At 26.2% G+C, this 25,888-nt stretch carries 21 protein-coding genes; 13 read left to right on the plus strand and 8 right to left on the minus strand.

Translation table 11 applies throughout. From position 1 onward, the window contains the following. Position 1 precedes the first annotated feature (1 nt). The 3 genes from ACA134_RS07545 to ACA134_RS07555 all read right to left on the minus strand — a co-directional run bounded on the left by ACA134_RS07545 (position 2) and on the right by ACA134_RS07555 (position 1,961). A complete protein-coding gene (locus ACA134_RS07545; protein ID WP_409199811.1) occupies positions 2-841 on the minus strand; it encodes a HEAT repeat domain-containing protein in 840 nt (279 codons plus the stop codon). 4 nt (positions 842-845) lie between these two features. After that, positions 846-1,460, minus strand: coding sequence for a GyrI-like domain-containing protein (locus ACA134_RS07550; RefSeq protein WP_409199812.1), 615 nt, complete (start codon positions 1,458-1,460; stop codon positions 846-848). Positions 1,461-1,538: 78 nt separating this feature from the next. Then, positions 1,539-1,961, minus strand: a complete 423-nt coding sequence (locus tag ACA134_RS07555) for a universal stress protein (RefSeq protein ID WP_409199813.1) — start codon at positions 1,959-1,961, stop codon at positions 1,539-1,541. Between the two features lie 210 nt (positions 1,962-2,171). On the opposite strand from ACA134_RS07555, the gene ACA134_RS07560 reads away from it, so the two are divergent. The 7 genes from ACA134_RS07560 (at position 2,172) to ACA134_RS07590 (ending at position 11,720) form a co-directional block, all read left to right on the plus strand. After that, positions 2,172-5,771, plus strand: a complete 3,600-nt coding sequence (locus ACA134_RS07560) for a beta strand repeat-containing protein (protein WP_409199814.1) — start codon at positions 2,172-2,174, stop codon at positions 5,769-5,771. A gap of 116 nt (positions 5,772-5,887) precedes the next feature. Next, positions 5,888-6,949, plus strand: a complete 1,062-nt coding sequence (locus ACA134_RS07565; protein ID WP_409199815.1) for a radical SAM protein — start codon at positions 5,888-5,890, stop codon at positions 6,947-6,949. Between the two features lie 111 nt (positions 6,950-7,060). Continuing rightward, a complete protein-coding gene (locus tag ACA134_RS07570; protein ID WP_409199816.1) occupies positions 7,061-7,483 on the plus strand; it encodes an NfeD family protein in 423 nt (140 codons plus the stop codon). A gap of 30 nt (positions 7,484-7,513) precedes the next feature. Further along, a complete protein-coding gene (locus ACA134_RS07575; RefSeq protein ID WP_409199817.1) occupies positions 7,514-8,455 on the plus strand; it encodes an SPFH domain-containing protein in 942 nt (313 codons plus the stop codon). Next, positions 8,448-8,702 carry a TfoX/Sxy family protein gene (locus tag ACA134_RS07580; protein WP_409199818.1) on the plus strand — a complete coding sequence of 85 codons (255 nt, stop codon included), beginning with the start codon at positions 8,448-8,450 and terminating at the stop codon, positions 8,700-8,702. The genes ACA134_RS07575 and ACA134_RS07580 overlap by 8 nt, the downstream gene beginning before the upstream one ends. An 18-nt stretch (positions 8,703-8,720) precedes the next feature. Continuing rightward, positions 8,721-11,312 (plus strand): ATP-dependent helicase, encoded by a 2,592-nt coding sequence (locus ACA134_RS07585; protein WP_409199819.1) that lies wholly within the window; start codon positions 8,721-8,723, stop codon positions 11,310-11,312. A gap of 42 nt (positions 11,313-11,354) precedes the next feature. Beyond that, positions 11,355-11,720, plus strand: a complete 366-nt coding sequence (locus ACA134_RS07590) for a DUF5518 domain-containing protein (RefSeq protein WP_409199820.1) — start codon at positions 11,355-11,357, stop codon at positions 11,718-11,720. A gap of 3 nt (positions 11,721-11,723) precedes the next feature. Here the strand turns inward: ACA134_RS07590 and ACA134_RS07595 are convergent, their stop codons facing one another. Next, entirely contained in the window at positions 11,724-12,212 is a 489-nt protein-coding gene (locus tag ACA134_RS07595; protein WP_409199821.1) for a hypothetical protein, read from the minus strand. A gap of 156 nt (positions 12,213-12,368) precedes the next feature. Next, positions 12,369-13,460 carry a formate--phosphoribosylaminoimidazolecarboxamide ligase gene (locus ACA134_RS07600; protein ID WP_409199822.1) on the minus strand — a complete coding sequence of 364 codons (1,092 nt, stop codon included), beginning with the start codon at positions 13,458-13,460 and terminating at the stop codon, positions 12,369-12,371. 229 nt (positions 13,461-13,689) lie between these two features. Between ACA134_RS07600 and ACA134_RS07605 the strand changes: the two genes are divergently transcribed. After that, positions 13,690-14,217 (plus strand): metallophosphoesterase, encoded by a 528-nt coding sequence (locus ACA134_RS07605; RefSeq protein WP_409199823.1) that lies wholly within the window; start codon positions 13,690-13,692, stop codon positions 14,215-14,217. 10 nt (positions 14,218-14,227) lie between these two features. Beyond that, entirely contained in the window at positions 14,228-14,848 is a 621-nt protein-coding gene (locus tag ACA134_RS07610; RefSeq protein WP_409199824.1) for an RlmE family RNA methyltransferase, read from the plus strand. On the opposite strand, the gene ACA134_RS07615 is transcribed toward ACA134_RS07610, so the two are convergent. From ACA134_RS07615 to ACA134_RS07625, 3 genes are all read right to left on the minus strand, one after another. Then, positions 14,839-15,261 (minus strand): hypothetical protein, encoded by a 423-nt coding sequence (locus ACA134_RS07615; RefSeq protein ID WP_409199825.1) that lies wholly within the window; start codon positions 15,259-15,261, stop codon positions 14,839-14,841. The two genes, ACA134_RS07610 and ACA134_RS07615, sit on opposite strands and share 10 nt — an antisense overlap. Positions 15,262-15,377: 116 nt before the next feature. Further along, positions 15,378-17,873: a DUF3656 domain-containing protein gene (locus tag ACA134_RS07620; RefSeq protein ID WP_409199826.1), complete on the minus strand. Its 2,496-nt coding sequence runs from the start codon at positions 17,871-17,873 to the stop codon at positions 15,378-15,380. 67 nt (positions 17,874-17,940) lie between these two features. Continuing rightward, positions 17,941-18,093 carry a hypothetical protein gene (locus ACA134_RS07625; RefSeq protein WP_409199827.1) on the minus strand — a complete coding sequence of 51 codons (153 nt, stop codon included), beginning with the start codon at positions 18,091-18,093 and terminating at the stop codon, positions 17,941-17,943. 286 nt (positions 18,094-18,379) lie between these two features. Between ACA134_RS07625 and mcm the strand changes: the two genes are divergently transcribed. The 4 genes from mcm (at position 18,380) to ACA134_RS07645 (ending at position 25,886) form a co-directional block, all read left to right on the plus strand. Then, entirely contained in the window at positions 18,380-20,380 is a 2,001-nt protein-coding gene (gene mcm, locus ACA134_RS07630) for a minichromosome maintenance protein MCM (RefSeq protein ID WP_409199828.1), read from the plus strand. A gap of 705 nt (positions 20,381-21,085) precedes the next feature. Further along, positions 21,086-23,821, plus strand: coding sequence for a type I restriction endonuclease subunit R (locus ACA134_RS07635; protein WP_409199829.1), 2,736 nt, complete (start codon positions 21,086-21,088; stop codon positions 23,819-23,821). Positions 23,822-23,849: 28 nt separating this feature from the next. Continuing rightward, positions 23,850-25,103, plus strand: coding sequence for a hypothetical protein (locus tag ACA134_RS07640; RefSeq protein WP_409199830.1), 1,254 nt, complete (start codon positions 23,850-23,852; stop codon positions 25,101-25,103). A gap of 195 nt (positions 25,104-25,298) precedes the next feature. Beyond that, positions 25,299-25,886: a hypothetical protein gene (locus tag ACA134_RS07645; protein WP_409199831.1), complete on the plus strand. Its 588-nt coding sequence runs from the start codon at positions 25,299-25,301 to the stop codon at positions 25,884-25,886. Positions 25,887-25,888: the final 2 nt, after the last annotated feature.

Here is a 25,888-nt window from a genome sequence, read left to right on the forward strand (position 1 = left end):
TTTACTTCATTTTATCTAATCTTTCTACAAACCATTTTTCTTTTCCAGGATTCTTTTTAGATAATAAATCAATAGCTTGATTTAAAATTCTCATTTCATTATCTGTATCTCGTTTTTTACGATAAATAATAGCTAATCTTTTATATGGAACATCTTTATTTGATTCTTTTTTTACATGTTCTTCATAATCTTTAATAGCTTCATCGATATTTTCTTTTTCTAAATCTTTAATATCTTTTAAAGGCTTTCCAGTATTTTTAGATACTACTTCTCCTTTCATGGATTTTTCAGCCTTTTTAATAGCTTTATTACATGATTTTTTAAAGTCTTTATCTTTTTCTTGGCGTCTTGCTTTTTTAATAAGAGCTAATGATTCTTCAGTTGCAATATCTCCTAATGCATAAACAGTAGCTAATCTAACACCCCAATCATCATCCCCAATACCTTGAGCTAAAACATCTATTTTATCTTCAGCTTTAAGTTCGCCTAATGTACGTACAGCTACTTTACGAACTCCAAAATCATCATCTGTTACTGCTTCTGAAAACAAATCAATTATTCTAGGGTTTCCAGTTTCTTTTAATGCATGTGCTAAAAGTCTTTTGTTTTGACCTGTTTCTGTTTCAAATTTGGCGATTAATTTATCCATTGCAATATCACCCATATTTCCCAAGATTTTTCCAGCTTGAAATCTAATTGGGGCACTTTCATCTGTTGTAGCTTCGATTAATGGACCAATAGCTATTTCATCATTAGTTCCTTCTAATGCATTAATAGCTTCTTTTCTTACTTTAACATCATCATTTTTAAGATTTTTAATTGCTTCTTCTATTGTAACCATAATATCACTCTTTTTTAATAGGTTGGCGTATAATTGTTTTAAGTTTTTCTGGATTTGCACGTCTAATATCACTTAAATAAATTTCATGATGCAATCCATTGAAAGAATAATCATTGTTTTCAATTTCATTATGTAATTTTGAAACTGTTGGGCCTTCATCTTTAAAAGGGCCAATGTGCATTATTTGAGCTGATAATCCTTCATTTAATTTAATAAAATTTAAGACATCAATTGAATTTAAATCTTTCTTTTGTTGAACTTCATCAATTGCCATTTTAATATGTTCTTCATCAACAAAGTCAGGTTGCATCACTAAACTATTCCATTTCCAATTAGATTTATTTCCAGTTAAATAGTCATCCATATTATCTGCATACCATAATCCTTCTAAAGGCATTACAACATAATCTTTATTAAATTCTTTTTTCATAATAAACTTTGTTTTAAAAGAAACACTCATCAATGCTTCAATTGCATCTCGATATTCTTTTGATGTATTTGGATCACCTTTACCTTCAATTGATAAATATTTCATCTTAGGAACATCAACAAAAGAAACTTTATCCTTTTTAGCAGAATAAAATTCTTTAAATTCTTTTTTAAAATCAGTTTTAGACATGAAAACACCAAAAATTAATATATTAATTTATATTTTAATCATTTAAATATTTTATAAAAAAAAGAAAAAGTAGTTGTATTAATGTACAACCAAAACAGAACATTTTGCTTTTGTTGTTACATTATCTGCAACACTACCTAAAATAAGTTTATCAAAACTTGATTTACCAGTACTACCAATAACAATTAAATCAATTTCACCCTTATCAGAAGTATCTAATATTTCTTGAGCAGGATTTCCTTTAGCAATTTTAGGGGTCATTTTTACATTACCAGTATCCATAGCATAAATTTCATCTATTATTCTATCAGCTTCTTTTTTCATTAAATCTTCTATTTCAGATATAGCTTCTCCAACAGATGCTTCAATAAATGGATTGGTTTCAACTGTAGTCATTACAATGATTTCTGCTCCCATACTATCAGCAACAAATAAAGCTTCTTTTGCTGCTTTTTTAGCTATTTCTGATCCATCTATTGGTAATAAAATTTTTTTATACATTTTTCACACCTAAAAAAATTAAATATTCTTTATTAATTATATGTTTATTAGTTTAACTACATATATTTTGGGATTTAAATAGCAAATAATTTATTATAGTATTTTTATAATTGAAAATGTGTTTATTTGAATGAATTTTTAAAAGAATAATTTTATATCTTATTATATTCAAAAATAAGATTAATGTGTAAATATGGAGGTTTATTTTAAATGTTTAAAAATAAAATTTTTATATTTTTTTTGGTTTTAGTTTTTTCTGTAGGTTTAGTTTCAGCAGAAGAAATTAGTGATATAGGAGAATTGGATTCATTTGATTTTTATTCTGATGATCTTGAAATTAATGATGAAATGAAGACATATTCTGTTGCTGGTAATTTTACTTGTTTAGAACAAGAAATAATTAGTAAAGAAGTAGTTGATCTTGAAGGTAAAACAATTTTATATAATGATACAGGAAAATATGCTAATGGTATAAGTATTAATAAGACTGTTACTATTAGAAATGGTGTTATTGATGGAAACAATGAAGTAAGAATTTTCAATATTGTAAGTGGTGGTAATTTAATTTTAGAAAACATAACACTACAAAACGGACACACAAATAGTAATGGTGGAGCAATCAACAATAATGGTAATGTTACTATAAGTAATTCTACACTAAATAACAACAAAGCAAACAGTCATGGTGGAGCAATCTACAATAATGGTGGTAGTGATTTTAATATAAGTAATTCTACATTAAATAACAACAACGCAACACTTGATGGTGGAGCAATCTACAATAATGGTAATGTTACTATAAGTAATTCTACACTAAATAACAACATCGCAAACTATTATGGTGGAGCAATCAACAATAATGGTAATGTTACTATAAGTAATTCTACATTAAATAACAACACCGCAAACTGGTATGGTGGAGCAATCAACAATAATGGTAATGTTACTATAAGTAATTCTACATTAAATAACAACAAAGCAAATATGGGTGGAGCAATCTTCAATAGTGGTGGTGATTTTACTATAAGTAATTCTACATTAAATAACAACACCGCAAACGAATGGGGTGGAGCAATCGTCAATAGTGGTGATTTTACTATAAGTAATTCTACATTAAATAACAACAAAGCAAACAGTAATGGTGGAGCAATCTACAATAATGGTAATGATTTTAATATAAGTAATTCTACATTAAATAACAACAACGCAAACAGTCATGGTGGAGCAATCTACAATAATGGTGGTAATAATTTTAATATAAGTAATTCTACATTAAATAACAACAAAGCAAACAGTAATGGTGGAGCAATCATCAATACTGGTGGTGTTTTTACTATAAGTAATTCTACATTAAATAACAACACCGCAAGTAGTGGTGGAGCAATCTACAATAATGGTAATGATTTTACTATAAGTAATTCTACATTAAATAACAACAAAGCAAACTGGTATGGTGGAGCAATCTACAATAATGGTAATGATTTTAATATAAGTAATTCTACATTAAATAACAACAACGCAAGCGGTTGGGGTGGAGCAATCTACAATAATGGTAATGATTTTAATATAAGTAATTCTACATTAAATAACAACAACGCAAGTAGTGGTGGAGCAATCTTCAATAATTATGGTGGTGATTTTACTATAAGTAATTCTACATTAAATAACAACAAAGCAAATATGGGTGGAGCAATCTTCAATAGTGGTGGTGATTTTAGTATTAGTAATTCTACATTAAATAACAACACCGCAAACGAATGGGGTGGAGCAATCTTCAATAGTGGTGATTTTACTATAAGTAATTCTACATTAAATAACAACAAAGCAAATATGGGTGGAGCAATCTTCAATAGTGGTGGTGATTTTACTATAAGTAATTCTACATTAAATAACAACACCGCAAACGAATGGGGTGGAGCAATCGTCAATAGTGGTGATTTTACTATAAGTAATTCTACATTAAATAACAACACCGCAAACGAATGGGGTGGAGCAATCTACAATAATGGTAATGATTTTAATATAAGTAATTCTACATTAAATAACAACAACGCAAGTAGTGGTGGAGCAATCTACAATAGTGGTATTTTGCTTGTGAGTGATTCTTTATTAAATAATTCAAGATATAATAATCATCTTATTTATAATGATCAAGGTGCTACTTTGTCATTAAAGAATAATACTATGTTTAATGATTATTCAGAACAAATATATAATAATGGTACAATAAATACTAAAATTTATTTGATTATTTTAGGTAATGATACTTATTACGGTGTTCCTGGTGGAGATGTTCTTTTAGATGCTTTTTTAACTGATGATAATGGTAATGTTATTGTAGGTCAAAATATCACTTTATTTAATAACACTATTTTCAATGTTAATTTAACAGATTTTGAAGATGGATTATACACTAAAAATATCACATCACCAAATATTGGAAAATATCTAATTAATGGTACTTATATTGGTGGAACTAATATAACTGTGCAAACTGCTTTATTAGTTGTGAAAAATAATGCTGCTTTTAATTTAAATGAAAGTAATATGATTTATAATGAAAATCAAACAATAAAAATTATTACTAATGTTACTGGTAATATTACAATTTATTACAATGGTAAAAATCAAACACTAAATATTACAAATGGTGAAGTAATTTTCACAGACTTAAATCTACCTGCAGGGGAAAATAATATTACTATATTTTATTCTGGTGATGATAATTATTATTCTAAAACTTTTAATACTACAGTTAGTGTTTTAAAGTCTAATAAAACAGATATTAATGTCACTAATCCTAATATTGTTTCTAGTGAAAATCAAACCATTACTGTAACAATTGCTCCTAATGCTACAGGTAATATGACTTTAACAATTAATAATAAAAATTACACAAATGAAATAATCAACGGCACAGTATCCTTTAATGTTACTGATTTAAATCCAGATAATTACACTGCAATCATCACATATCCAGGTGATAGTAATTATAATGGTTTTAATAAAACATTGAATATTACAATAGCTAAAACTAATGCATTATTAGATGCAAATGATACTTTTTTATTTTATAGAAATGGTACACAGTATATTGCTGTTTTAAAAGATTCTAATAATAATCCTATTGTTGGTGTGCTTATACAGATTACTATTAATGGTGTAACTTATAATAGGACTACCAATAGTTATGGAAAAGTTTTCTTAAACATTAATTTAAGACCTAATACTTACAATGTCACAGCAACATTTAATGGTTCAAGTAAATACTTTAATACATCAATCAATAACTTTGTTGTTGTTAATTCTACATTACTAGCTGATGATCTTACTAAATATTTCCGTAATGGATCACAATACACGGTTGAAGTTTTAGATAAAAAAGGTAAACCAATAAACAATACCCTTGTTGAATTTAATATTAATGGTGTATTTTATAATAGAACAAGCAATGAAAATGGTATAGCTACTTTAAATATTAATTTAGATCCTAATACTTATATTATAACAGTAAAATGCAATGATTTAGAAATAAGTAATAATATTAAAGTTTTACCAATTCTAATAGGTGAAAACTTAAATAAAACATTTGGAGATAATGACACATACAATGTTGAAGTATTAGATGATAAAGGAAATAAAGTAATTAACCAAACAATACAAATCAACATCAACGGAATAATATACAATAGAACCTCAGATAATAATGGAATTGTAAAATTAAACATAAATTTAGATCCAGGATCATACATAGCTACAGCATCTTGGAAAGACTTCCATACAAGCAACATAATAACTGTAAACAAATAGTGGAAGAACACACATTCCACAACCTTTTCTTTTTTTAGATTTTTGATGAAATTTTAAAGTTAATATTTGCTTTAAAATAATATATTATTAAATAAATATTAATCTAGTGAAACAATATGAATAATTTAAAATCTTTAAGTCATTATAATGAAGTTGCATCTAATAAAATATTATCTTTTTCAAAGAAATCATCGTTTATTCCATCAAACTTTCATGAAAACATAGGTAATAAATGGGCAGAACATGAAGATATTTTAAAAAATTTTAAAAATAAAAAAATTGAAAAAATTGAATATTCATTTCTTGATTTAAAAATCGAAATAGCTGATAAAATTTTAGAACATTGCATATTATGTGAAAAAAGATGTAATATTAATAGAAATTTTAAAAAAGGAGATTGTGGAATTATAAAGCCAAGAATAGCTTCTGAATTTTTTAATTCAAATGAAGAAATAATTTTAAATGAAAATTACACATGCAATCAAAATAAACTATGTTCTACTGGTTGGAGTGAAGAATATCCATTAGCACCAAGTCACAGAATGTTATTTGCAGGATGTAATATGGACTGTGCTTTCTGTCAAAATCATGATATAAGTAATAATCCTAAAAATGGAAAATTTGTTGAAATTAGTGACTTAGCTTTAAAAATAGATATAGCTAGAAAAAATGGTTCTAAAAACATTAATTTTATTGGAGGAGAACCAAGTCTTAATTTAGCTTATATTTTAAAAGTTATGAGAATAACTAAAGAAAATATTCCAGTTGTATTAAATACAAATATGTATATGAGTATAGAATCTATGAACTTATTAAATGGTTTTATAGATTTATATCTTACAGATTTTAAATTTGGAAACAATCAATGCGCATCACGACTTTCAGGCGTTAATAATTATATGGAAATTATTGGACGTAATCATAAAATAGCTATTAATTCTGGAAGCATGATAATTCGCCATTTAGTATTACCCAATCACATAGAATGCTGTTCTATTCCAATAATTGATTGGATTTATGAAAATTTAGGAACAAATGTAGCATTAAATATTATGGGAAATTATACTCCTCTTAATGAATCTTTAAAATATGAAGATATTTCAAAACCAATAACAAGTTGTGAAACATCAAAAGTAATTAATTATGCAAAAGATTTAGGATTTGAAATTATATCTTAAATGAATTTTTGTGTTTTTACAGATTAATGCACAATAAGATTATTTATCATACTTTACATAATTATAAATAAGGAGGATAGTTAAAATTTAAAGTTTTAACTATATCGAATAATGTTTAATTTAGAATTTTGGCTCATCTTAGCAGTATTATTTATTTTAGGAGAATTATTAACTGGAACATTTTTTTTATTATCATTAGGAGTAGGTTCTGCTGCTGCAGGACTTGTAAATTACCTAGATTTTGATTATAGAATCCAATTATTAGCATTTGTAGTAGTTAGTTTAATTTGTATTATAGCTTCAAAGCCACTAGCTAATAAATTAACAAAAAATTCCCCTAATAAAAAATCAAACTCTGATCGTTTGATTGGAAAAGAAGTTTTGGTAACCGAAGAAATAGATAAGGAGAAATTAGGATTAGTGAAACATTCAGGAGATGTTTGGAAAGCTAAATCTAATGATAATCTTTCTGTTGGTGAAGAAGCAATAGTTGAAGGCATAGATGGAGTTAAATTAATTGTTAAGAAAAAATAAAATTCTAAAACAAAATTAAGAGGTAAAAACATGAATGGATTATTAATAGTAATTATAATAGTCATAATAGCTGTAATCGCTTTTACATCAATTAAGATTTTAAGACCATATGAAAAAGGAGTTGTAGAAAGATTTGGTAAATATCAAAGAACTGTTGAAAGTGGATTAATATTTATATTTCCTTTTATTGAAACAATTACAAAAGTAGACTTAAGAGAAGAAGTTGTAGATGTACCACCACAAGAGGTTATTACAAAAGATAATACTGTTGTTATAGTTGATTGTGTTATTTTTTATGAGGTAACAGACCCTTTTAATGCAGTTTATAATGTTGTAAATTTCTACCAAGCTATAACTAAATTAGCACAAACTAATTTAAGAAATATTATCGGAGATTTAGAACTTGATCAAACATTAACATCAAGAGAAATGATCAATACACAACTTAGAGAAGTATTAGATGAAGCAACAGATAAATGGGGAACTCGTGTTGTTAGAGTTGAAATTCAAAGAATTGAACCTCCAACAGATATTGTAGAAGCTATGAGTAAACAGATGAAAGCTGAAAGAATGAAAAGAGCAGCTATTTTAGAAGCAGAAGGATATAAACAATCTGAAATTAAAAAAGCTGAAGGTGATAAACAAGCATCAATTTTAGAAGCAGAAGGTAAAGCAGAAGCTATTAAAAGAGTTGCAGATGCAGATCAATACCAAGAAATAGCTGTTGCAGAAGGAGAAGCTAAAGCTATTAAAAATGTTTATAGTGCTATTCATGAAGGAAATCCTACAAATGACTTATTAGCTATTAAGTATTTAGAATCTTTAGAAAAAATAGCTGATGGTAATTCTACTAAAATATTCCTACCTTCAGAAATGTCTGGAATATTAGGATCTATTGGTGGAATTGCAGAATTATTTAAAGATGATGATTTAAAAGAAAAAATCAACAATATTAATGATAACAATGAATAAACTCTCTAAACTTCCAAATATTGGAAAGATTGCAGAAAAACAACTAAATGATGTTGGAATTTTAACTAAAGAAGATTTAAAAGAAATAGGTTCTAAAGAAGCTTGGTTAAAAATTAAAGAAGTTGATAATACTGCATGTCTTTCTAAATTATGTGCTCTTGAAGGAGCTATTCAAAATATTAGATGGTTTGATTTATCCAAAAAAGATAAAGAAAATTTAAAAAATTTTTATAATAATTATAAATAATCTTTTAAAAAAGATAAGATGATTAAAACACAAGATAAAGAATATACTAAAAAAGAAATTTATAAACACCTTCATCCATGGGTTAGGAAATGGTTTGATGACACATTTGATGATTTTACACCATCACAATCAAAATCATTAATTGATATAGCTAAAGGAAATAATGTTTTAGTCTCATCACCAACAGGATCAGGAAAAACACTTACTGCTTTTTTATCTGTTATTAGTGAACTTACAAAGCTTGAAGAAAAGGAAGAATTAGAAGATAGAGTTTATTGTATTTATATTTCTCCTTTAAAAGCTTTAGATAATGATATAGAAAAAAATCTTGATGATCCTTTAAAAGGTATTGAAAAAATAGCAGGTAAAAAGTTAAATATTAGAAAAGCCGTTAGAACTGGTGATACTAGTCAATATGAACGTAGTAAGATGTTAAAAAAACCACCACACATTTTAATTACAACACCAGAAACATTATCAATATTACTAGTTGCACCAAAGTTTAGAGAAAAACTATCCCATGTAAAATATGTTATTATTGATGAAATTCATTCATTAGCAGAAAATAAAAGAGGAGTTCATTTAAGTTTATCTTTAGAAAGATTACAACATTTAATTGGGAATTTTACTAGAATTGGTTTATCAGCTACAGTGAATCCATTAGAAGAAATAGCTGAATTTTTAGTAGGCCTTGAATATGGAACTCCAAGAGATTGTTTAATTGTAGATGTAAATTATCTAAAAGAGTTAGACATAGAAGTAATATCTCCAGTAAGTGATATTGTATTAGCAGAAAGTGAAGATACACGTCTTGGAATGTATGATTTAGTTGATGATTTAATTCAAGAGCATAAAACTACTTTAATTTTTACTAATACTCGTAGTGGAACAGAACGATTTGTATATAATTTAAAAAAAATTTATCCTGAACATTACAATAATAAAAACATAATGGCCCATCATTCATCTTTATCTAAAGAAGTTAGACTTGAAACTGAAAATAAATTAAAAAAAGGAGAACTTAAAACAGTTATATCCTCAACATCTTTAGAACTTGGAATTGATATTGGTTATATAGATCTTGTAATATTAATTAATTCTCCAAAATCTGTTGCAAGAGCCTTACAAAGAATTGGTAGAAGTGGACATCAACTACATGAAAAATCTAAAGGAAGAATAATTGTAACAGACCGTGATGATTTAGTTGAATGCTCTGTTTTATTAAAAGATGCTAAAGAAGGTAAAATTGATAAAATTAAAATTCCTGAAAATTGTTTAGATGTTTTATCACAGCACATTTATGGAATGGCTATTGAAAATCCATGGAATATTGATTATGCATATGATGTAATTAAAAAAAGCTATTGTTATAAAGATCTTGAAAAAGATGATTATGAAGATATTTTAAGCTATTTAGCTGGAGAATACTCAGAACTTGAAGAAAGATATGTTTATCCTAAAATATGGATTGATTATACAGAGAAGACCTTTGGTAAAAGAGGAAAACTAGCTAGAATGTTATATTCTACAAATATTGGAACCATACCTGATAGTTCTGGAGTCTTAGTTAAATGTGATGGTGAAACAGTTGGTAAAATTGAAGAAGAGTTTATGGAACGCCTCAAAAAAGGAGATACCTTTGTTTTAGGTGGAAATGTATATCGATTTAATTATGGTAAAGGCATGACAATTAGCGTTTCACCTGCAAATGGCCCACCAAGCATTCCTTCATGGTTTTCACAACAATTACCATTATCATTTGATTTAGCATTAGATATTCAAAGATTTAGAGACCATATGAATAATAAATTTCAATATAATAGATCTAAAGAAGAAATTTTAGAATTTATCCATGAATATTTATATGTAGATGATTTTGCAGCTAATTCTATTTATGAATATTTCTCTGAGCAATTTTATTACGGACAAATTCCAAGTACTCGTAGATTATTAATTGAATATTATAAAGGATTTGGAGATCGGCGTTTTGCAGTATTTCATTCATTATTTGGAAGAAAAGTAAATGATGCTTTATCTCGTGCTATTGCATTTATAATAGCTAAAAAATATAATACAAATATTACAATTTCTGTAACAGATAATGGATTTTATCTAAGTTCAGAAGGAAAAATTGGAGCATTAGAAGCTTTTAGGGAATTAAATAGTGAAAATTTCAGAAATATATTAATCCAATCATTGAATAAAACAGAAACATTAGCTAGTAGATTTAGACATGGTGCAGGTAGATCACTTATGACACTTAGAAATTACAAAGGTCAGTCAAAATCTGTTGGTCGCCAACAAGTTAGAAGTAAAATATTACTTAAATTTATTCAAGAAATGGATGAAAACTTTCCAATTTTAAGAGAAGCTCAAAGAGAAGTAGTTGAAGACCATATGGACATCGAAAATGCTATAAAAGTATTAAAATGGATAGAAAATGATGAAATGGAAATAAAGACTATAAATACAGATGTACCAACACCATTTGCATTTAATTTAGTATCTCAAGGATATTTTGATGTTTTATCTGAAAATGATAAGGCAGAATTTACAAAAAGAATGCATAGAGCAGTTTTAGATAAAATTAAAGATAAATTAAATAGCTAAATTTATATTAAATAACTTATATAAAATCAATTGGTGATAAAAATGGTAAAAACAATGCCAGTATTAATTGGATTTATATTAGCAGTAATTGTAAAATCCTTTTTTGGAAACTATGAATTTTTAGGATTGTTAATTGTTGGTTTTCTAGTAGGATATATGGCCCATGAAGGTGTGTTCGGAGGAATGTGGAATGCTGCTGTAGCTGGTGCTCTTGGAACTATAATAAGTGCAATATTATTTATTTTAATAGCTACAATTGGTGGATCATTATTTGGACTATTCGGTGGACTAGTTGGATTTACAATTTCTGGTGTTTCTAGTTTAATTTCAGTAATTGGTAATTTAATTTACTATATGATTGTTATGGGAATTACTGGGGCTGTTGGAGGAGCTATTTCCTCAAAATAAAATTTATTTTTTTGAAGATTTTAATTCATTGAATTTATCTTCAAAATTATAATTTTCAACTTCTTTTTTTCCAACTTTTATATCAGATAATACTAGACTATGTAATAATGTTCCTCTTTTTTCATCTGGAAAATCACAACCACTAGCTATTTTTTCTTCAAAAGTTCTATCATCCCTAAGACCTACTTTAACATTAAAAGTAATATTATTTTTAATATTTCCTGCAAGTAACATTATGTTATTTCTAAGGTGTTGTGTATCAATATCTAATTTTAAAACAACTGCATCATTAATATCTCTGTAAATATCATTTGCAATACTTAAAAAAACATGATGATAGTTAGAAACATATCTCAAAATTTCTTCTACACAAGTCAATGACTCATATCCTTTTAAATCATATTCATTTGGATGTGGAAATTTCGAATAATCCTCATTATCATAAACTAAAAACTTTTTTGAGTTATTATAAATAATAATTAACCTATTCATACAATTTTCATAACTTGCTATAACATTTAACATAATTCTATAATATAGTTTGTTCGTGATACTATAAATAATTTTTTCTTAAGTAAAAAATAGTATAAATTAAGTGAAATTTAATTAAAAAAGAGAAAAATAGTTTTATTTAAAAAACTATAAAAATTATGTGAGTATTATTTCTAATTTGTCGTCTTTAATAGCTGTTTTTATTTCCCTTGCAACTCTACGACCCATACTCATTCCTTCACCATATTTTAAATAGCTATAAGGAGATCCTCCCATAAATGTGTTTGTTCCACCATCACTACGAGCACTTATTTCAAAACAAATAACCTCTAAATCATCATTCACTAGAGTTTGCATACAAAATGGTCCATTTAATCCAGGTTTAACTAATTCTTTAGCACTTTCAACTAATTTATCCCCTATATCAAAAACCTGAGTAAGTAATGATTCCCTAATAACAGCAGGATGATTACCAGTTACAACATATGAAGGACTTAATGAAACATCTAATTGATCTTTAGCAGGCATTCTTACAAAACCATCAATACTAGATTCATAACGAGTATCCATTCCTAAAACTTCAACTTCATCATTTAAAGCTGAGTAGAAATAGTGAATACAATAATTACATCCTGCAACATATTCTTCAATATGAGCATTAGCAACATCTTTATCTTCTAGCCAACCTCTTTCTTTCATTGCTTCGATTTTTTGATTAAATTCCTCTGTTGAAGAAGCTACGAAATAACCTCTTCCTCCCCTTGCACCAGGAAACTTAACCATAACTGCTCTATCGATTTCGGAAGGATCGCTATATTTATAAGGTATTCTAACATTGCCTTCAGTTAATAATTTTCTTTCTAAATCTCTTTCAGCTTCCCATCTTAAAATATCTCTATTTCCAAACATTGGTACTAAGAAATCATCTTCGATTCTATCTAAACCAGCATATGCTACAAATGATCCATGAGGAATAACAATAACATTCATTGATCTGAGTTTTTCTTGAACATCATCATTTACAATGTCTGAAAATTTATCTACCATAATATACTCATCAGCAACATCAAATCTTTGGTATGGAATCTCCCTACCTTTTTCACAGACAATAGCAGTTCTAAATCCTTCTTCTTTAGCCCCATTTAATATATGTAAAGAAGTATGACTACCCAATGTTGCAATAGTAATGTTTTCCTTATCATACTCTTTTAATAGTTCCAATATGTCCTCTTTATTAATTTTACCCATTATTATGTCTCCTCAATATAAGCTCTTTTGAATATAAAGATATGTAATTATAAACATATAATCTTTTTTATTTAATCTGAATTTATAATTATCAATCATGTTAAATTATGAATAAACATATGATATATAATTATCAATTATAAGAAATTATGAATCAATACTTAATTGAAAAATTAATATAATACCACTTACAAATATATAAACAGTAAAATAAAAAAAGGTGATATGAATGATTATTGGATTAATATCCGATACACATATAAAAGACCATGCTGAAGAATTATCTTCAAAATTAGGCAACTCATTTAATAATGTAGATTTAATTTTACATGCAGGAGATATTACTTCACAAGGAGTTATTGATGAGCTTGAAAAGATAGCTCCAGTAATTGCAGTTCAAGGAAATGTAGATAGATTAGAAGGATTTGATTTACCAAAAAGCCAAACATTAGAAAAAGAAGGCATTAAGATTGGTTTAATTCATGGTGAAGTTTATCCTCGTGGAGATAGTCAGCAACTCTACTATTTAGCTAAGCAATTAGGTGTCCAAATATTAGTTAGTGGTCATACACATCAACCAAAGGTCGAAGAATTTAATGAAGTTTTACTTTTAAATCCAGGAAGTCCGACACTTCCAAGACTAGCTGATCCAAGTGTAATGACATTAGAACTAAACAAAGGAGAAGTTGAAGTTAAACCAATAAAATTAGGAGAACCAATTTGTTCTGCATTAAACTTTGATCAATTTAAAAAATGAGTGAATATCCATGGGCAGTAAATGGCAACAAGAAAAGAAAAACGATCCTTTTTATAAAAAAGCTAAAAATGAAGAATATAGATCACGAGCATCATTTAAATTAAAACAACTTGATAAAAAATTTAAAATAATTAAAACTGGAAATACAGTTGTTGATTTAGGTGCATCACCAGGTGGATGGTCACAAGTAGCTTTAGAAAAAGTTGGAGAAGAAGGTCTTGTAATTGGAGTAGATTTAAATAGAATTAAACCATTTGAAGAAGAAAATTTTCATGGCATTAGAGGAGATTTTACAACTGATGAAGTTCAAAATCAGATCACAAAACTTGTTGGTGGAAAAACAAAGGTTCTAATTTCAGATGCTTCTCCTTCATTATGTGGAATAAAAAATATAGATCAATTAAATTCATATGATTTAATTGAAAGCATTATTGAAATAGCCGATAATATTTTAGAAAATAAAGGAAATTTAGTAATAAAAGCATTTCAAGGAAGCGAATATAATACAATTTTAAATCATTTAAAAAAGAGATTTAAGATTTTAAAAACAACTAAACCATCATCTTCTCGTAAAAAAAGTGCAGAAATGTATATAATAGGATTAGGTTTTAAAGGCAATAATCATAATTGATTATACGCCTCATTAGCCACTTTTAATTTTTCTTTTGCAAATTCTATTCTATTGTTAACTTCTGCAGACGACTTACCTGAACTTAAAGCACTTTCTACATTATCAATAGCTGTTTTTGCCCTAGATAATTCTAAACGAGCATCATTATATTTATTTATTTTTTCATCTGAATTACTTTCATGTACTGAAGATTTAATACTATCAAATTTAGCTTCTAAAGATTTATAAGATGCTGTTAAATTAGCTAATTCGTCTTGTTGAGCTCCTGATGAAATTTGATTTGTAATTCCAGAAGAAGCTATACTAAATCCAATATATGCTACAATAATTACTGTAGATAGAATCATGATGATTCCTGCAACAGAAATAAGCATAGATGTTGATTTAAATAAGTTTAATCTTGATTTTCTCATTTTATCTCCAATATAATTATTACTATTTATTTTTCTAAATTTTAATATATAAGATTACCCATGATAGTTGGGCAAAAATACTATTCTTGTTTAGATAGTTCTTATGAATTAAATAGCTATTTATCTTCTTCATGAAGTCTACCTTCAAGGAAATTTCCTTTATTAATATATGATTGAGAAAATGAATTAACTTCTTGTCTTAATGATGTTAAATATGTTTTATCATTATTTCTTAAAGCTTGCATATAAAAAGAAATAATTTTTGAAGTGTATTTATCATTAGAAAATCTACAATCAACAATAATCGAATCAATTCCACTGCTTTTAATTTTATCCATCTCATCAATTAAACATAAACAATCTTTATTTAAAATATGTGATTTCTTATTAAAATCAAATAATACTTTATATCTGAATTTTTTTCTCTTTTTATCTTCTAAAGTAGCATAATCAGAATTATTACTTATAATAAAATCTTTTCCTTCATTTAAAGCTGAAAAATCATCGAAACTTGTAATAACCTCTAAATTTCCATGGACAATTAATTCTAACTCTAAGTCATTTTCATCGCTTTTAGAATTTATTTCTTTAATTTCTTCATATGATAACTCTGAAGATAAAATTAAGCTATTAAATCCAGATTCATAGAGATTTTCACATGCAAAGCTATTCCATATATTTAAATTATGATTTCCATAGATTTGAGAATTAAAAGAATCTTTTAAACCAGGAGAATCACACATGATTGAAACTGGAATTCCTTCATTAAGTAATTCATTTAATATTTCACTGCATTTACTTATTTCTTCTGATGAGATAAAAGAAGGAAGCACCCAAACCAATTCACTATCAAAAGTATTACAAGAAGCATCAATTAATAACTGTTTAATATTATCAAAATAATCTTCAGGATTATTATATCCATAAGAAGGATCAAAATAAATCTTTTTTAATGGAAATGTAGAAGCTGCCTTAAGATTTTCTAAACTATCTACAAAAACAGAAAACCCTAATCTTTTTCTATTAATCTTAGAATCTTTATTATTATATTTTTTAATAAAATCATTTAAATTATTGTTAAGTTCATTAATCTGTTTTTTATTAGGTTTATAATAATTTAACAAAATTTCACTAGCACGTTCTAGTAATTCTCTGCGTATTTTATTTAGATCACCCATTGACATGAAACTATTATCAGGCAATCCTTCAACTTTAATCTCATTAATATAAAATGGAGTTCCACCAGTTTTTGATATTTGTTTTTCTATATCTTCTTTTAATATAGGTTTATTAATAGCTTTATCAAGTGTTGATTTTGATACATATTTAGAATTTAATGTAATATCTCTTAATTTAAAATTATAATAAATAACCATATGTAAATCTTCATCAAAAGATATATTTAGTGAAATAGGAACTTTAGATTGAATATTATCTTTTCTAAATTGCCTAAGTTTTTTATGCATTTTACTAGAATAGCTAATAAAAACCCTGTCACCTGATCTAACATTACGAGTTGTGGTTAATTTAACTTTATCTTTATTTTGATAAGTTATATTATCTACATAAATCCCTTTAATTTTATTTTTATATTTAAAAGCTATCCCATCACCAGTCTTTAGAGTAATATCTTTATCTTTAGCTATTGTAATTTCTTGACCTTTAACATCGATAATATCACCAATATATAAACCTTCATGACCAGAACTTTGTCTACCCATTACATCTCCAGGTTTATCTCCTAATAAATACCCTTTTGTGAATTTACGGTTAAAAACAAGGTTTAGATTCTTTTTAGATTCTTCATCATCAAAATCTAATATATTGCGATAAGAATTAACAATTGTGCCAATATAATCTTCTGATTTCATTCTTCCTTCAAGTTTTAAAGAACTAATTCCTGCATTTGAAAGTTCATCTAAATAATCAGAGGTATTTAAATCATGTGTTGATAATAAGTGTCCATTTCCAATATTATATCCTTTATATTTTAATTTATATTCTCTTCTACATGGTTGAGCACAAGCTCCCCTATTACCACTTCTACCACTATTTAAAGAGGATATATAACAATTTCCAGATATAGAATAACAAAGTGCACCATGACCAAAAACTTCAAGTTCTATATCAATTCCATTTTCTTTTAATTTAGAATTAATAGCTGAAATTTCTTCAACACTTAATTCTCTTGGAAAAATCACACGAGATATACCATTTTTATAAGCCCATAACACACATTCATAATTATTTAATGTCATTTGTGTTGATGCATGGACTTTTAAATCTGGAAATAAAGATTTAATTAGCTGCAATATACCAAAATCTTGTATAATTACTGCATCAACACCAAATTTATATAATTTAAAAATGTATTTAAGCACTTCAGCTATTTCAAAATTGTTTACAAGAGTGTTTATAGTAACATAAACTTTTGCATTGTTTAAATGAGCATAGTTAATACTTTTTTCTATTTCTTCAATTGAAAAATTTTGTGCAAATGCTCTAGCTCCAAAACGTTGGCCTGCTATATATACTGCATCAGCACCAGCATTAATAGCTACTTTAAAAACATCATAAGCTCCTGCAGGAGCAAGTAATTCAGATAAAACCATAAAAATACCATAAAATAATCTAATTATGTATTATTTATGTTTTTATACTATATAAAATTAGTAAAACTTAGTTAAAAAATATTTGAAAGTTATCTTTAATTTCATCTATTTCATCATTGTCATATTCAATCAATGGAGTATATGAATTTATTAAAATATCTAACCAGTGATTCATATAATCTTCATCGAAATCATTGTTTTTCGATTTAAAACATTTCATATTTTTAATCACCTGTAGTTAGTAATATGTAAATTATCTTATATAAAAGGTGTGATTTAAATTACAAAAAGTTATTAAATAGATTTCATAGTAAAATTTCTTAATTTAATTAAAAATAATTATATAAATATAAAATTATTAAAAATGAATTAATTAAAGTTTATTTATTAAATTAATCCTTTAATAATATTTAAATAGAATTTTAATGAAAAAATGAAAATATCTATAAAACTTTTTTATAGCTATGACAAAATTTTTAAAGTGTAAAAAATAAACCACTATAGTAATGAATAGTAGTGCAAAATCTCAATCATCAGTTAATAAATTTGAAGAATTTTTCTCTACATCCTATAAAGATGATGTATTTAATATTTTAGAGAAGTATCCTGATGAGAGATCATTAACAATAGATTATAACAATTTAGAAATCTTTGATCCAGAATTAGCAGATTTATTAGTTGAAAAACCAGAAGAAGTTTTAGAATCTTCTGAGAATGCAGTTAGAAACATAGATCCTTTAGTAAAAGATGCAGATATTAATATAAGAATCGAAAATCTTTCAAATCATATTGCTTTAAAGTTTTTACTAAGTAAATACATTGGTAAATTTGTATCCTGTGATGGAATTGTTAGGAAAACAGATGAAATTCGTCCAAGAATTGAAACAGGCGTATTTGAATGTAGAGGTTGTATGAGATTACACGAGGTAGAACAAAGATCTGACAGTCGTATAGTAGAACCATCATTATGTAGTGAATGTGGTGGAAGATCTTTTAGATTACTTCAAGAAGAATCAAAATATGTAGACACACAAACTGCAAGAATGCAAGAACCTCTTGAAAATTTATCAGGTGGGACCGAACCAAAACAAATTTTAATGGTATTAGAAGACGATTTAGTAGATGAACTTAATCCTGGAGATAAAGTTAGAATTACAGGAACTTTAAAAACATTTAGAGAAGAAAGAAGCGGAAAGTTCAAAAATTATATTTATGTAAATCATATAGAACCGCTAGAACAGGAATTTGAAGAACTCCAAATTAGTGAAGAAGATGAAGCAAAAATTCTTGAATTAGCTAATGACCCACATATACATGAAAAGATTATAAGATCTACTGCTCCTTCTATTAAAGGTTATAGAGATGTTAAAGAAGCTATTGCTTTACAACTTTTTGGTGGATCAGCACGTATCTTAGAAGATGAAACAAGACTTAGAGGAGATATCCATATTCTAATTGTAGGAGATCCAGGTATTGGTAAATCTCAAATGTTAAAATATGTATCTAAACTAGCTCCAAGAAGTATTTATACAAGTGGTAAAGGTACAACTGGAGCAGGATTAACAGCTGCAGCAGTTCGTGACGAACTAGGTGGATGGTCTCTAGAAGCAGGTGCATTAGTTTTAGGAGATCAAGGAAATGTTTGTGTTGACGAACTGGATAAAATGCGTTCAGAAGATAGATCTGCACTTCACGAAGCACTTGAACAACAAACTGTAAGTATAGCTAAAGCAGGAATTATGGCAACATTGAATTCAAGATGTTCAGTACTTGCAGCAGCAAACCCTAAATTTGGAAGATTTGATAGATTTAAAGTACTTGCAGAGCAAATTGATTTACCTTCACCAATTTTATCTCGTTTTGATTTAATTTTTGTAGTTGAAGATAAACCTAGTGTTAAAAACGACTCAGAACTTGCAGACCATATTTTAAAAATACATCAAGAACACTCAATAAATTCTGAAATTGATTCTGATTTACTTAGAAAATATATTGCTTATGCTCGTAAAAATGTTAATCCAACATTATCAAATGAAGCTATAACAGTATTAAAAGAGTTTTATGTAAGTACAAGAAATAGTTCTGCAGATGAAGAATCTCCAGTTCCAATTACTGCAAGACAACTTGAAGCTATTATACGTTTAGCTGAAGCTAGTGCAAAATTAAAACTAAGAGATGAAGTTTTAAAAGAAGATGCAGATAAAGCAGTTAGATTACAACTTGCATGTTTAAAAGAAGTTGGTGTCGACCCAGAAACTGGAGAAATTGATATTGATAAAGTTGAAGGAAGAACTCCAAAATCTGACAGAGATAAACTTCAAAGAATTTTATCTGAAATTGAAGAGCTAACAGAAGAATATAATGGAAACGCTCCTATCAATGTCTTAATGAGTAATATGGAAGACAAATATGATATGAGTAATGAAAAAGTAGAAGGGATTATTAAAAACTTAAAACAAAAAGGAATAATCTACGAACCTACTGAAGGATACTTAAGAAAAGCTTAGAAATAATTTTATATTATTTTTATAGCTTAAATTTTATTTTTTATTTTTATAGACTACCCCATTAAAAATTAATTTTAATGAATTTAAGCATTGTGGTAGTTAATAAAAAATTGAATAAAATCATATCATGAAAAAAGCACTGTTGCATGGAGAATGTATAATAATAATAAAATTATTACATCCTACTAAATAAAACACACAACAGAATACCATAAACAGATTTATTGTTGAATGAATCAGTTCGAAGGATATTTGACTCACCATCAAGTCTAATATATATTATGGTTAATATAATATATAAAATTTTTGAGGATTGTCAAAAATACTATTGGTTTTTTCTTGTTTAAATAGTGCTTATGAACCATAGTAACATGAGCTTAAAATCCCACTCCACCAACAGTGCCATGTTATAAGAATATAATAAAAAGATAAAGAGAATAGAACCTAGTCGCCACTAATTCACCACCAACCGGTGGCGAAACGAACTAGGCATTACCTCATTCTCTAATTAATTATTATATAATCATTTATATATAAATTTTTTAAAGTGTGCAAAAACACAAAAAACATTTTCATATAAATTAAATATCACGACAAAAACATACATTTTAAAAGTAATTTTTATATAAATTTAATAAAATTTTTTTACAAATATCAAATTGAAGATAACAAATAATATTTAATATAATCACTAAATATTTTTTTATGTCAATTCAATCTGAAGCTAATCTTGAAGAATCAATGTTAAAACAACTTATTGATTTAGGTTATGAAAGAGTTAAAATAAAAGATAAAAAAGATTTGGAAAAGAATCTTAAAAAACAGATTGAAAAATTTAATGCAAAAGAATTAAAAGAAACTGAGTTGACAAATGTTGAATTTGATAAACTACTAACACACCTTGAATCTGGAACTATTTTTAATAAAGCAGAAAAATTAAGAGATCATTATCCATTAAAAAGAGATAAAGAAACAATATACCTTCGTTTTTTTAATAAAAAAGATTGGTGTAAAAACTTATTTCAAGTATCTAATCAGATAACATTTGAGAAAAAATACAGTAATCGTTATGATGTTACTATTTTAATTAATGGTCTTCCACTTGTTCAAATTGAACTTAAAAGACGTGGTCAAAGTATTAAAAAAGCATTTGAACAAATTAGAAGATATCAAATACATTCTTACCATAAATTATTTAATTATATTCAAATGTTTGTAATAAGTAATGGAGTAAATACTAAATATTTTGTAAATAATAAAGAACAGAATTTTAAATTTACTTTTTACTGGAAAGATAAAGATAATAAAAATATTAATAGATTAGAACAATTTACTGATGTTTTCCTAGATAAATGCCATATATCTAAAATGATAGCTAAATATATGGTTTTAAATCAAACAACACAAACACTTATGGTTTTAAGAGCATATCAATACTATGCTGTAGAAGCATTAGTAAATCAAGCTATTAATACAAATAACAATGGATATATTTGGCACACTACAGGTAGTGGAAAGACTTTAACATCCTTTAAAGCAAGCCAAATTCTTGCAGAAGAGCCAACAATTGATAAAATTATTTTTGTTGTAGATAGAACTGATCTTGATTATCAAACAACAAAAGAATTTAATAATTTTGCAGAAGGTTCTGTTGATGGGACAAAAAACACTAATTCATTAATTAAACATTTAAAAGGAGAAAATAAATTAGCTGTTACAACAATTCAAAAGCTAAATAATGCCGTTTCTAATCCAAAAACATTAGAATCTGTTAAAGATAAAAAAATGATTTTAATCTTTGATGAATGCCATAGAAGCCAATTTGGTGAGATGCACAATAGAATTACTAGCTACTTTAATAATATTCAGTATTTTGGTTTTACAGGAACCCCTATTTTTGCAGTTAATGCTAATAAACACAAAACAACCTCAGACTTATTTGGAAAAAGACTACATAGCTATGTTATAAAAGATGCAATAGCTGATGATAATGTTCTAGGTTTTTCAGTTGAATACCACAAAACATTTAAAGGAAAAACTACCATCATTGATAAAGAAGTTCCAGGAATAGACACATCAGAAGTATATGAAAATGAAGAAAGATTAAAATTAATTACTGACTTTATAATTGATAAACACCCATCAATAACATATAAAAAGGAATTTAATGGATTGTTTGCAACACCATCAATCAATATCTTGAAAAAATATTATAAACTATTTAAAGAAAGAATTGAAGCTAAAAATTCAGATTTAAAAGTAGCAGCTATTTTCACATTTGATGCAAATGAAGACATGGACAAAAATGAAGACAATAAGCATTCAAGAGACTTCTTAGAAGAATGTATGGAAGATTATAATAGCTATTTTGGAAGTAATTTTACAACAAATGATTTTGGAAACTACTATGTAGATATAGCTAAAAGATTTAAAAACAATGAAATCGACATTTTAATAGTTGTAAACATGTTTTTAACAGGTTTTGATAGTAAATTACTTAATACATTATATGTTGATAAGAATTTAGTTTATCATGGCTTATTACAAGCATATTCAAGAACTAATAGGATTTATAATGATAAAAAAGATCATGGAAATATTATCTGCTTTAGAAATCTTAAAAAATCAACAGACGAAGCTATTACTCTATATTCAGATGAAGATGCATTAGATAAAGTATTAATGAAACCATATGAAGAATATGTTAAAGACTTTAATGTCTTTTTAGTTGAATTTAGAAGAATAACACAAACAATAGATGATGTAGATAATTTAAAAACTCCTAATGAGAAAGCAGAATTTATCACATCATACAATCAACTACTTAGAGTTTTAAATAAATTAAAATCATTTACAGAATTTGATTTTAAAGATTTAAATATTGATGAACAAGAAATTGAGGATTATAAAAGTAAATATTTAGATATAAAAGACACTGTTAAAACTGGTGATGGTCCAGAATCCATACTAGATGATATTGATTTTGAATTAGATTTAATCAGACAAGATGATATTAATATAACATATATTATTGAATTAATGAAGGATTTAGATAAAGATGACTCTTCATTCCCTAATGATAAAATTAAGATTGTTAAATTAATGGATAGAACACAAGATTTAAGAAGTAAAAAAGAATTAATAGAAAAGTTCCTTGACAACTATGTTCCAAAAATTGATAAAAAGAAAATACCTGAAGAATTTGAATTATTCATTGATAAAGAAAGAGAAAAAGAATTCAGACAAATAGTTAATGATGAACAAGCTGATAAAAAGCTATTAAAAGAATTTTTATGTGAATATGAATATTCAGGTAAAGAAAAATCAGACTTAATAAAAGAATCAATTAAAGGACAAGGCCTTAAACTAAAAGAAAGAAGAAGTAAAATAAAAGAAATAATTGAGAAAGTTAAAGACTTTGTAGAAAAATTTGCATTCTAATTAGAAATATGAAAAATAGGTGATTATATTGCCATCATCAATATCCATAGAATTAGAAAAACTTAAAACAGAAATTAAAAAAGAAAATATCTCAGAAATAGCTAGTAAAACTAATAATTGGAATGATTTTGGCATCATTATTACGAGTCCTACTGATAGTAGATTAAAAGATATTCTTAAAAAAATAGGACAAATTGCTGTTACTTTTCAAAATCATGATTGGCATCAAACTTTAATAATAACCGAATATGCAAAGGAATTAAGTTGGGTTTTTAATAAAATAAAAGATATTTTTATAAAATCTGATTTTATTGTTAAAAATGAGTTTTTTAAAAAAATTGCTCAAGCAACAAATAAAAAAGCAGTGGGATATGAAGAACTTTTATTAAATATAATAAAATCTGCTGGTGAATATAGGGGAAACTTTCCTGATGATATGACATTACCTTTTTTTGCATATGGATTATTTAAAAAAGATCAATTATGCTATTATAGAATAAAAGACTTTGTTGATGATAATGGATATAAAACTGAAATAAGTGGAAAACTTAAAGAAAGAGATGGTGTTCCAATTTTAGTTAAATCAAATCAAGAAACACATCACAAAATTACAGGATATTTATTTAATTTTAATGAAAATAATTATCAAAAAGCATATGAAAGCATCATGCAAATTGAACCTACACATGTGTATAAGTGGGACACAATATTAATAAACGGAAAAGAAGTTAATGTTTTATGTGGTAAATACGCAGGTAAAGGAACTGCAGATATTGAAAAACCATTTAATTGGGATTTCAGGAAAGATCCATTTTTTAATGAGGGTTTAACAGAAGTGGGAAAAATTTTAGAAGAAAATAATGCTTATAGTGATAAACCAATTGCAACAATTAGATTGCAAATGGGATATGCATTACTATGGTCAATTATCGAAAGATTTACTGGATTAAAATACAATTTAAGTCAAAATAATGCTAGTAAAAGAGCTAAAATGATTATAAAAGAAAAATCTTTTGAAGAATTATTAAAAAAAAATGTTAGTGATAATAGAGACGGGTCCAGAGTATTTTCAGCTGCAAGTCCAAAAAAACCTTTTAAACTTGATAAATCAAATCCTAATAAGGCCATAGATTATTATTATCAAGTGAGATCCAATAGTGTTCATCGAGGAAAAGTTGGCATATATGATAATTTGATAATTGAATATTCATTAAAAGAACTTTATAATATATTTTCGACTATTTATAATGAAGAATATAATAAAAACAAAGAAATACCTTGATTATTTACAGCTAAATTTACATTAAATAATATTTTTTTAAAAAATTTATGTTTGTTCTAAATCAGTATAACATGAATTTTACGATATCTTTATATAGTAACACCACCAAATTATAATATATGTTATAAGAACTTAGAACATTTTTATTTTTTTATGTTCTAAAAATTGAATTCAATTAAATAAGAGGTTACCTTCATGAAAAATCCAAATGATGATTATATCAAATTAACTGAAATAGCAAATATATATTCTGGACTTTTTACCAAAAGAATAGAATTAAAAAGCCCAAATAAATCATTTAAGTATTTGACTATACCTAATAAAGCATTGAATGACAATTATATAAATCCCAATGAATTTGAAACCCTATATTCTGATAAGAAAATAGATGAAAAATACATTGCACAATATAATGATATTATAATGAAGTTATCCCCACCATATAATGTAGCCATTATCAATTTTAAAGAGGACAATGTTGTAGTCCCATTAAATTGTGGGATAATAAGAGTAAATAATCATAATTACATCCCCATATTTTTATCTTATATATTAAACAGCAATAAAATAAAAAAACAACTGTCAAGACTTGTAGAAGGCAGTGGAATAAAAATTATGAAAATACAACAAGTTAAAGATATAAAAATCAAAAAAATACCTCTTAAAACACAAAAAAAATATGAAAAGCTTTTTGTATTGTTAAATAAGAAAAAAAAGCTTTTAGAACGAAAATTAGAATTAGAAGAACAATTTACAAAAAATATAATTAATAATTTAATATAAAA

The organism is Methanobrevibacter sp. DSM 116169, assembly GCF_046197865.1.
Taxonomy (GTDB): Archaea; Methanobacteriota; Methanobacteria; order Methanobacteriales; family Methanobacteriaceae; genus JAHKLT01.

Excerpts from the sequence above, each read along its gene's own strand:
- ACA134_RS07545 (WP_409199811.1), bottom strand. The coding sequence starts at position 841 with ATGGTTACAATAGAAGAAGCAATTAAAAATCTTAAAAATGATGATGTT.
- ACA134_RS07550 (WP_409199812.1), bottom strand. The coding sequence starts at position 1,460 with ATGTCTAAAACTGATTTTAAAAAAGAATTTAAAGAATTTTATTCTGCT.
- ACA134_RS07555 (WP_409199813.1), bottom strand. The coding sequence starts at position 1,961 with ATGTATAAAAAAATTTTATTACCAATAGATGGATCAGAAATAGCTAAA.
- ACA134_RS07560 (WP_409199814.1), top strand. The coding sequence starts at position 2,172 with ATGTTTAAAAATAAAATTTTTATATTTTTTTTGGTTTTAGTTTTTTCT.
- ACA134_RS07565 (WP_409199815.1), top strand. The coding sequence starts at position 5,888 with ATGAATAATTTAAAATCTTTAAGTCATTATAATGAAGTTGCATCTAAT.
- ACA134_RS07570 (WP_409199816.1), top strand. The coding sequence starts at position 7,061 with ATGTTTAATTTAGAATTTTGGCTCATCTTAGCAGTATTATTTATTTTA.
- ACA134_RS07575 (WP_409199817.1), top strand. The coding sequence starts at position 7,514 with ATGAATGGATTATTAATAGTAATTATAATAGTCATAATAGCTGTAATC.
- ACA134_RS07580 (WP_409199818.1), top strand. The coding sequence starts at position 8,448 with ATGAATAAACTCTCTAAACTTCCAAATATTGGAAAGATTGCAGAAAAA.
- ACA134_RS07585 (WP_409199819.1), top strand. The coding sequence starts at position 8,721 with ATGATTAAAACACAAGATAAAGAATATACTAAAAAAGAAATTTATAAA.
- ACA134_RS07590 (WP_409199820.1), top strand. The coding sequence starts at position 11,355 with ATGGTAAAAACAATGCCAGTATTAATTGGATTTATATTAGCAGTAATT.
- ACA134_RS07595 (WP_409199821.1), bottom strand. The coding sequence starts at position 12,212 with ATGAATAGGTTAATTATTATTTATAATAACTCAAAAAAGTTTTTAGTT.
- ACA134_RS07600 (WP_409199822.1), bottom strand. The coding sequence starts at position 13,460 with ATGGGTAAAATTAATAAAGAGGACATATTGGAACTATTAAAAGAGTAT.
- ACA134_RS07605 (WP_409199823.1), top strand. The coding sequence starts at position 13,690 with ATGATTATTGGATTAATATCCGATACACATATAAAAGACCATGCTGAA.
- ACA134_RS07610 (WP_409199824.1), top strand. The coding sequence starts at position 14,228 with ATGGGCAGTAAATGGCAACAAGAAAAGAAAAACGATCCTTTTTATAAA.
- ACA134_RS07615 (WP_409199825.1), bottom strand. The coding sequence starts at position 15,261 with ATGAGAAAATCAAGATTAAACTTATTTAAATCAACATCTATGCTTATT.
- ACA134_RS07620 (WP_409199826.1), bottom strand. The coding sequence starts at position 17,873 with ATGGTTTTATCTGAATTACTTGCTCCTGCAGGAGCTTATGATGTTTTT.
- ACA134_RS07625 (WP_409199827.1), bottom strand. The coding sequence starts at position 18,093 with ATGAAATGTTTTAAATCGAAAAACAATGATTTCGATGAAGATTATATG.
- mcm (WP_409199828.1), top strand. The coding sequence starts at position 18,380 with ATGAATAGTAGTGCAAAATCTCAATCATCAGTTAATAAATTTGAAGAA.
- ACA134_RS07635 (WP_409199829.1), top strand. The coding sequence starts at position 21,086 with ATGTCAATTCAATCTGAAGCTAATCTTGAAGAATCAATGTTAAAACAA.
- ACA134_RS07645 (WP_409199831.1), top strand. The coding sequence starts at position 25,299 with ATGAAAAATCCAAATGATGATTATATCAAATTAACTGAAATAGCAAAT.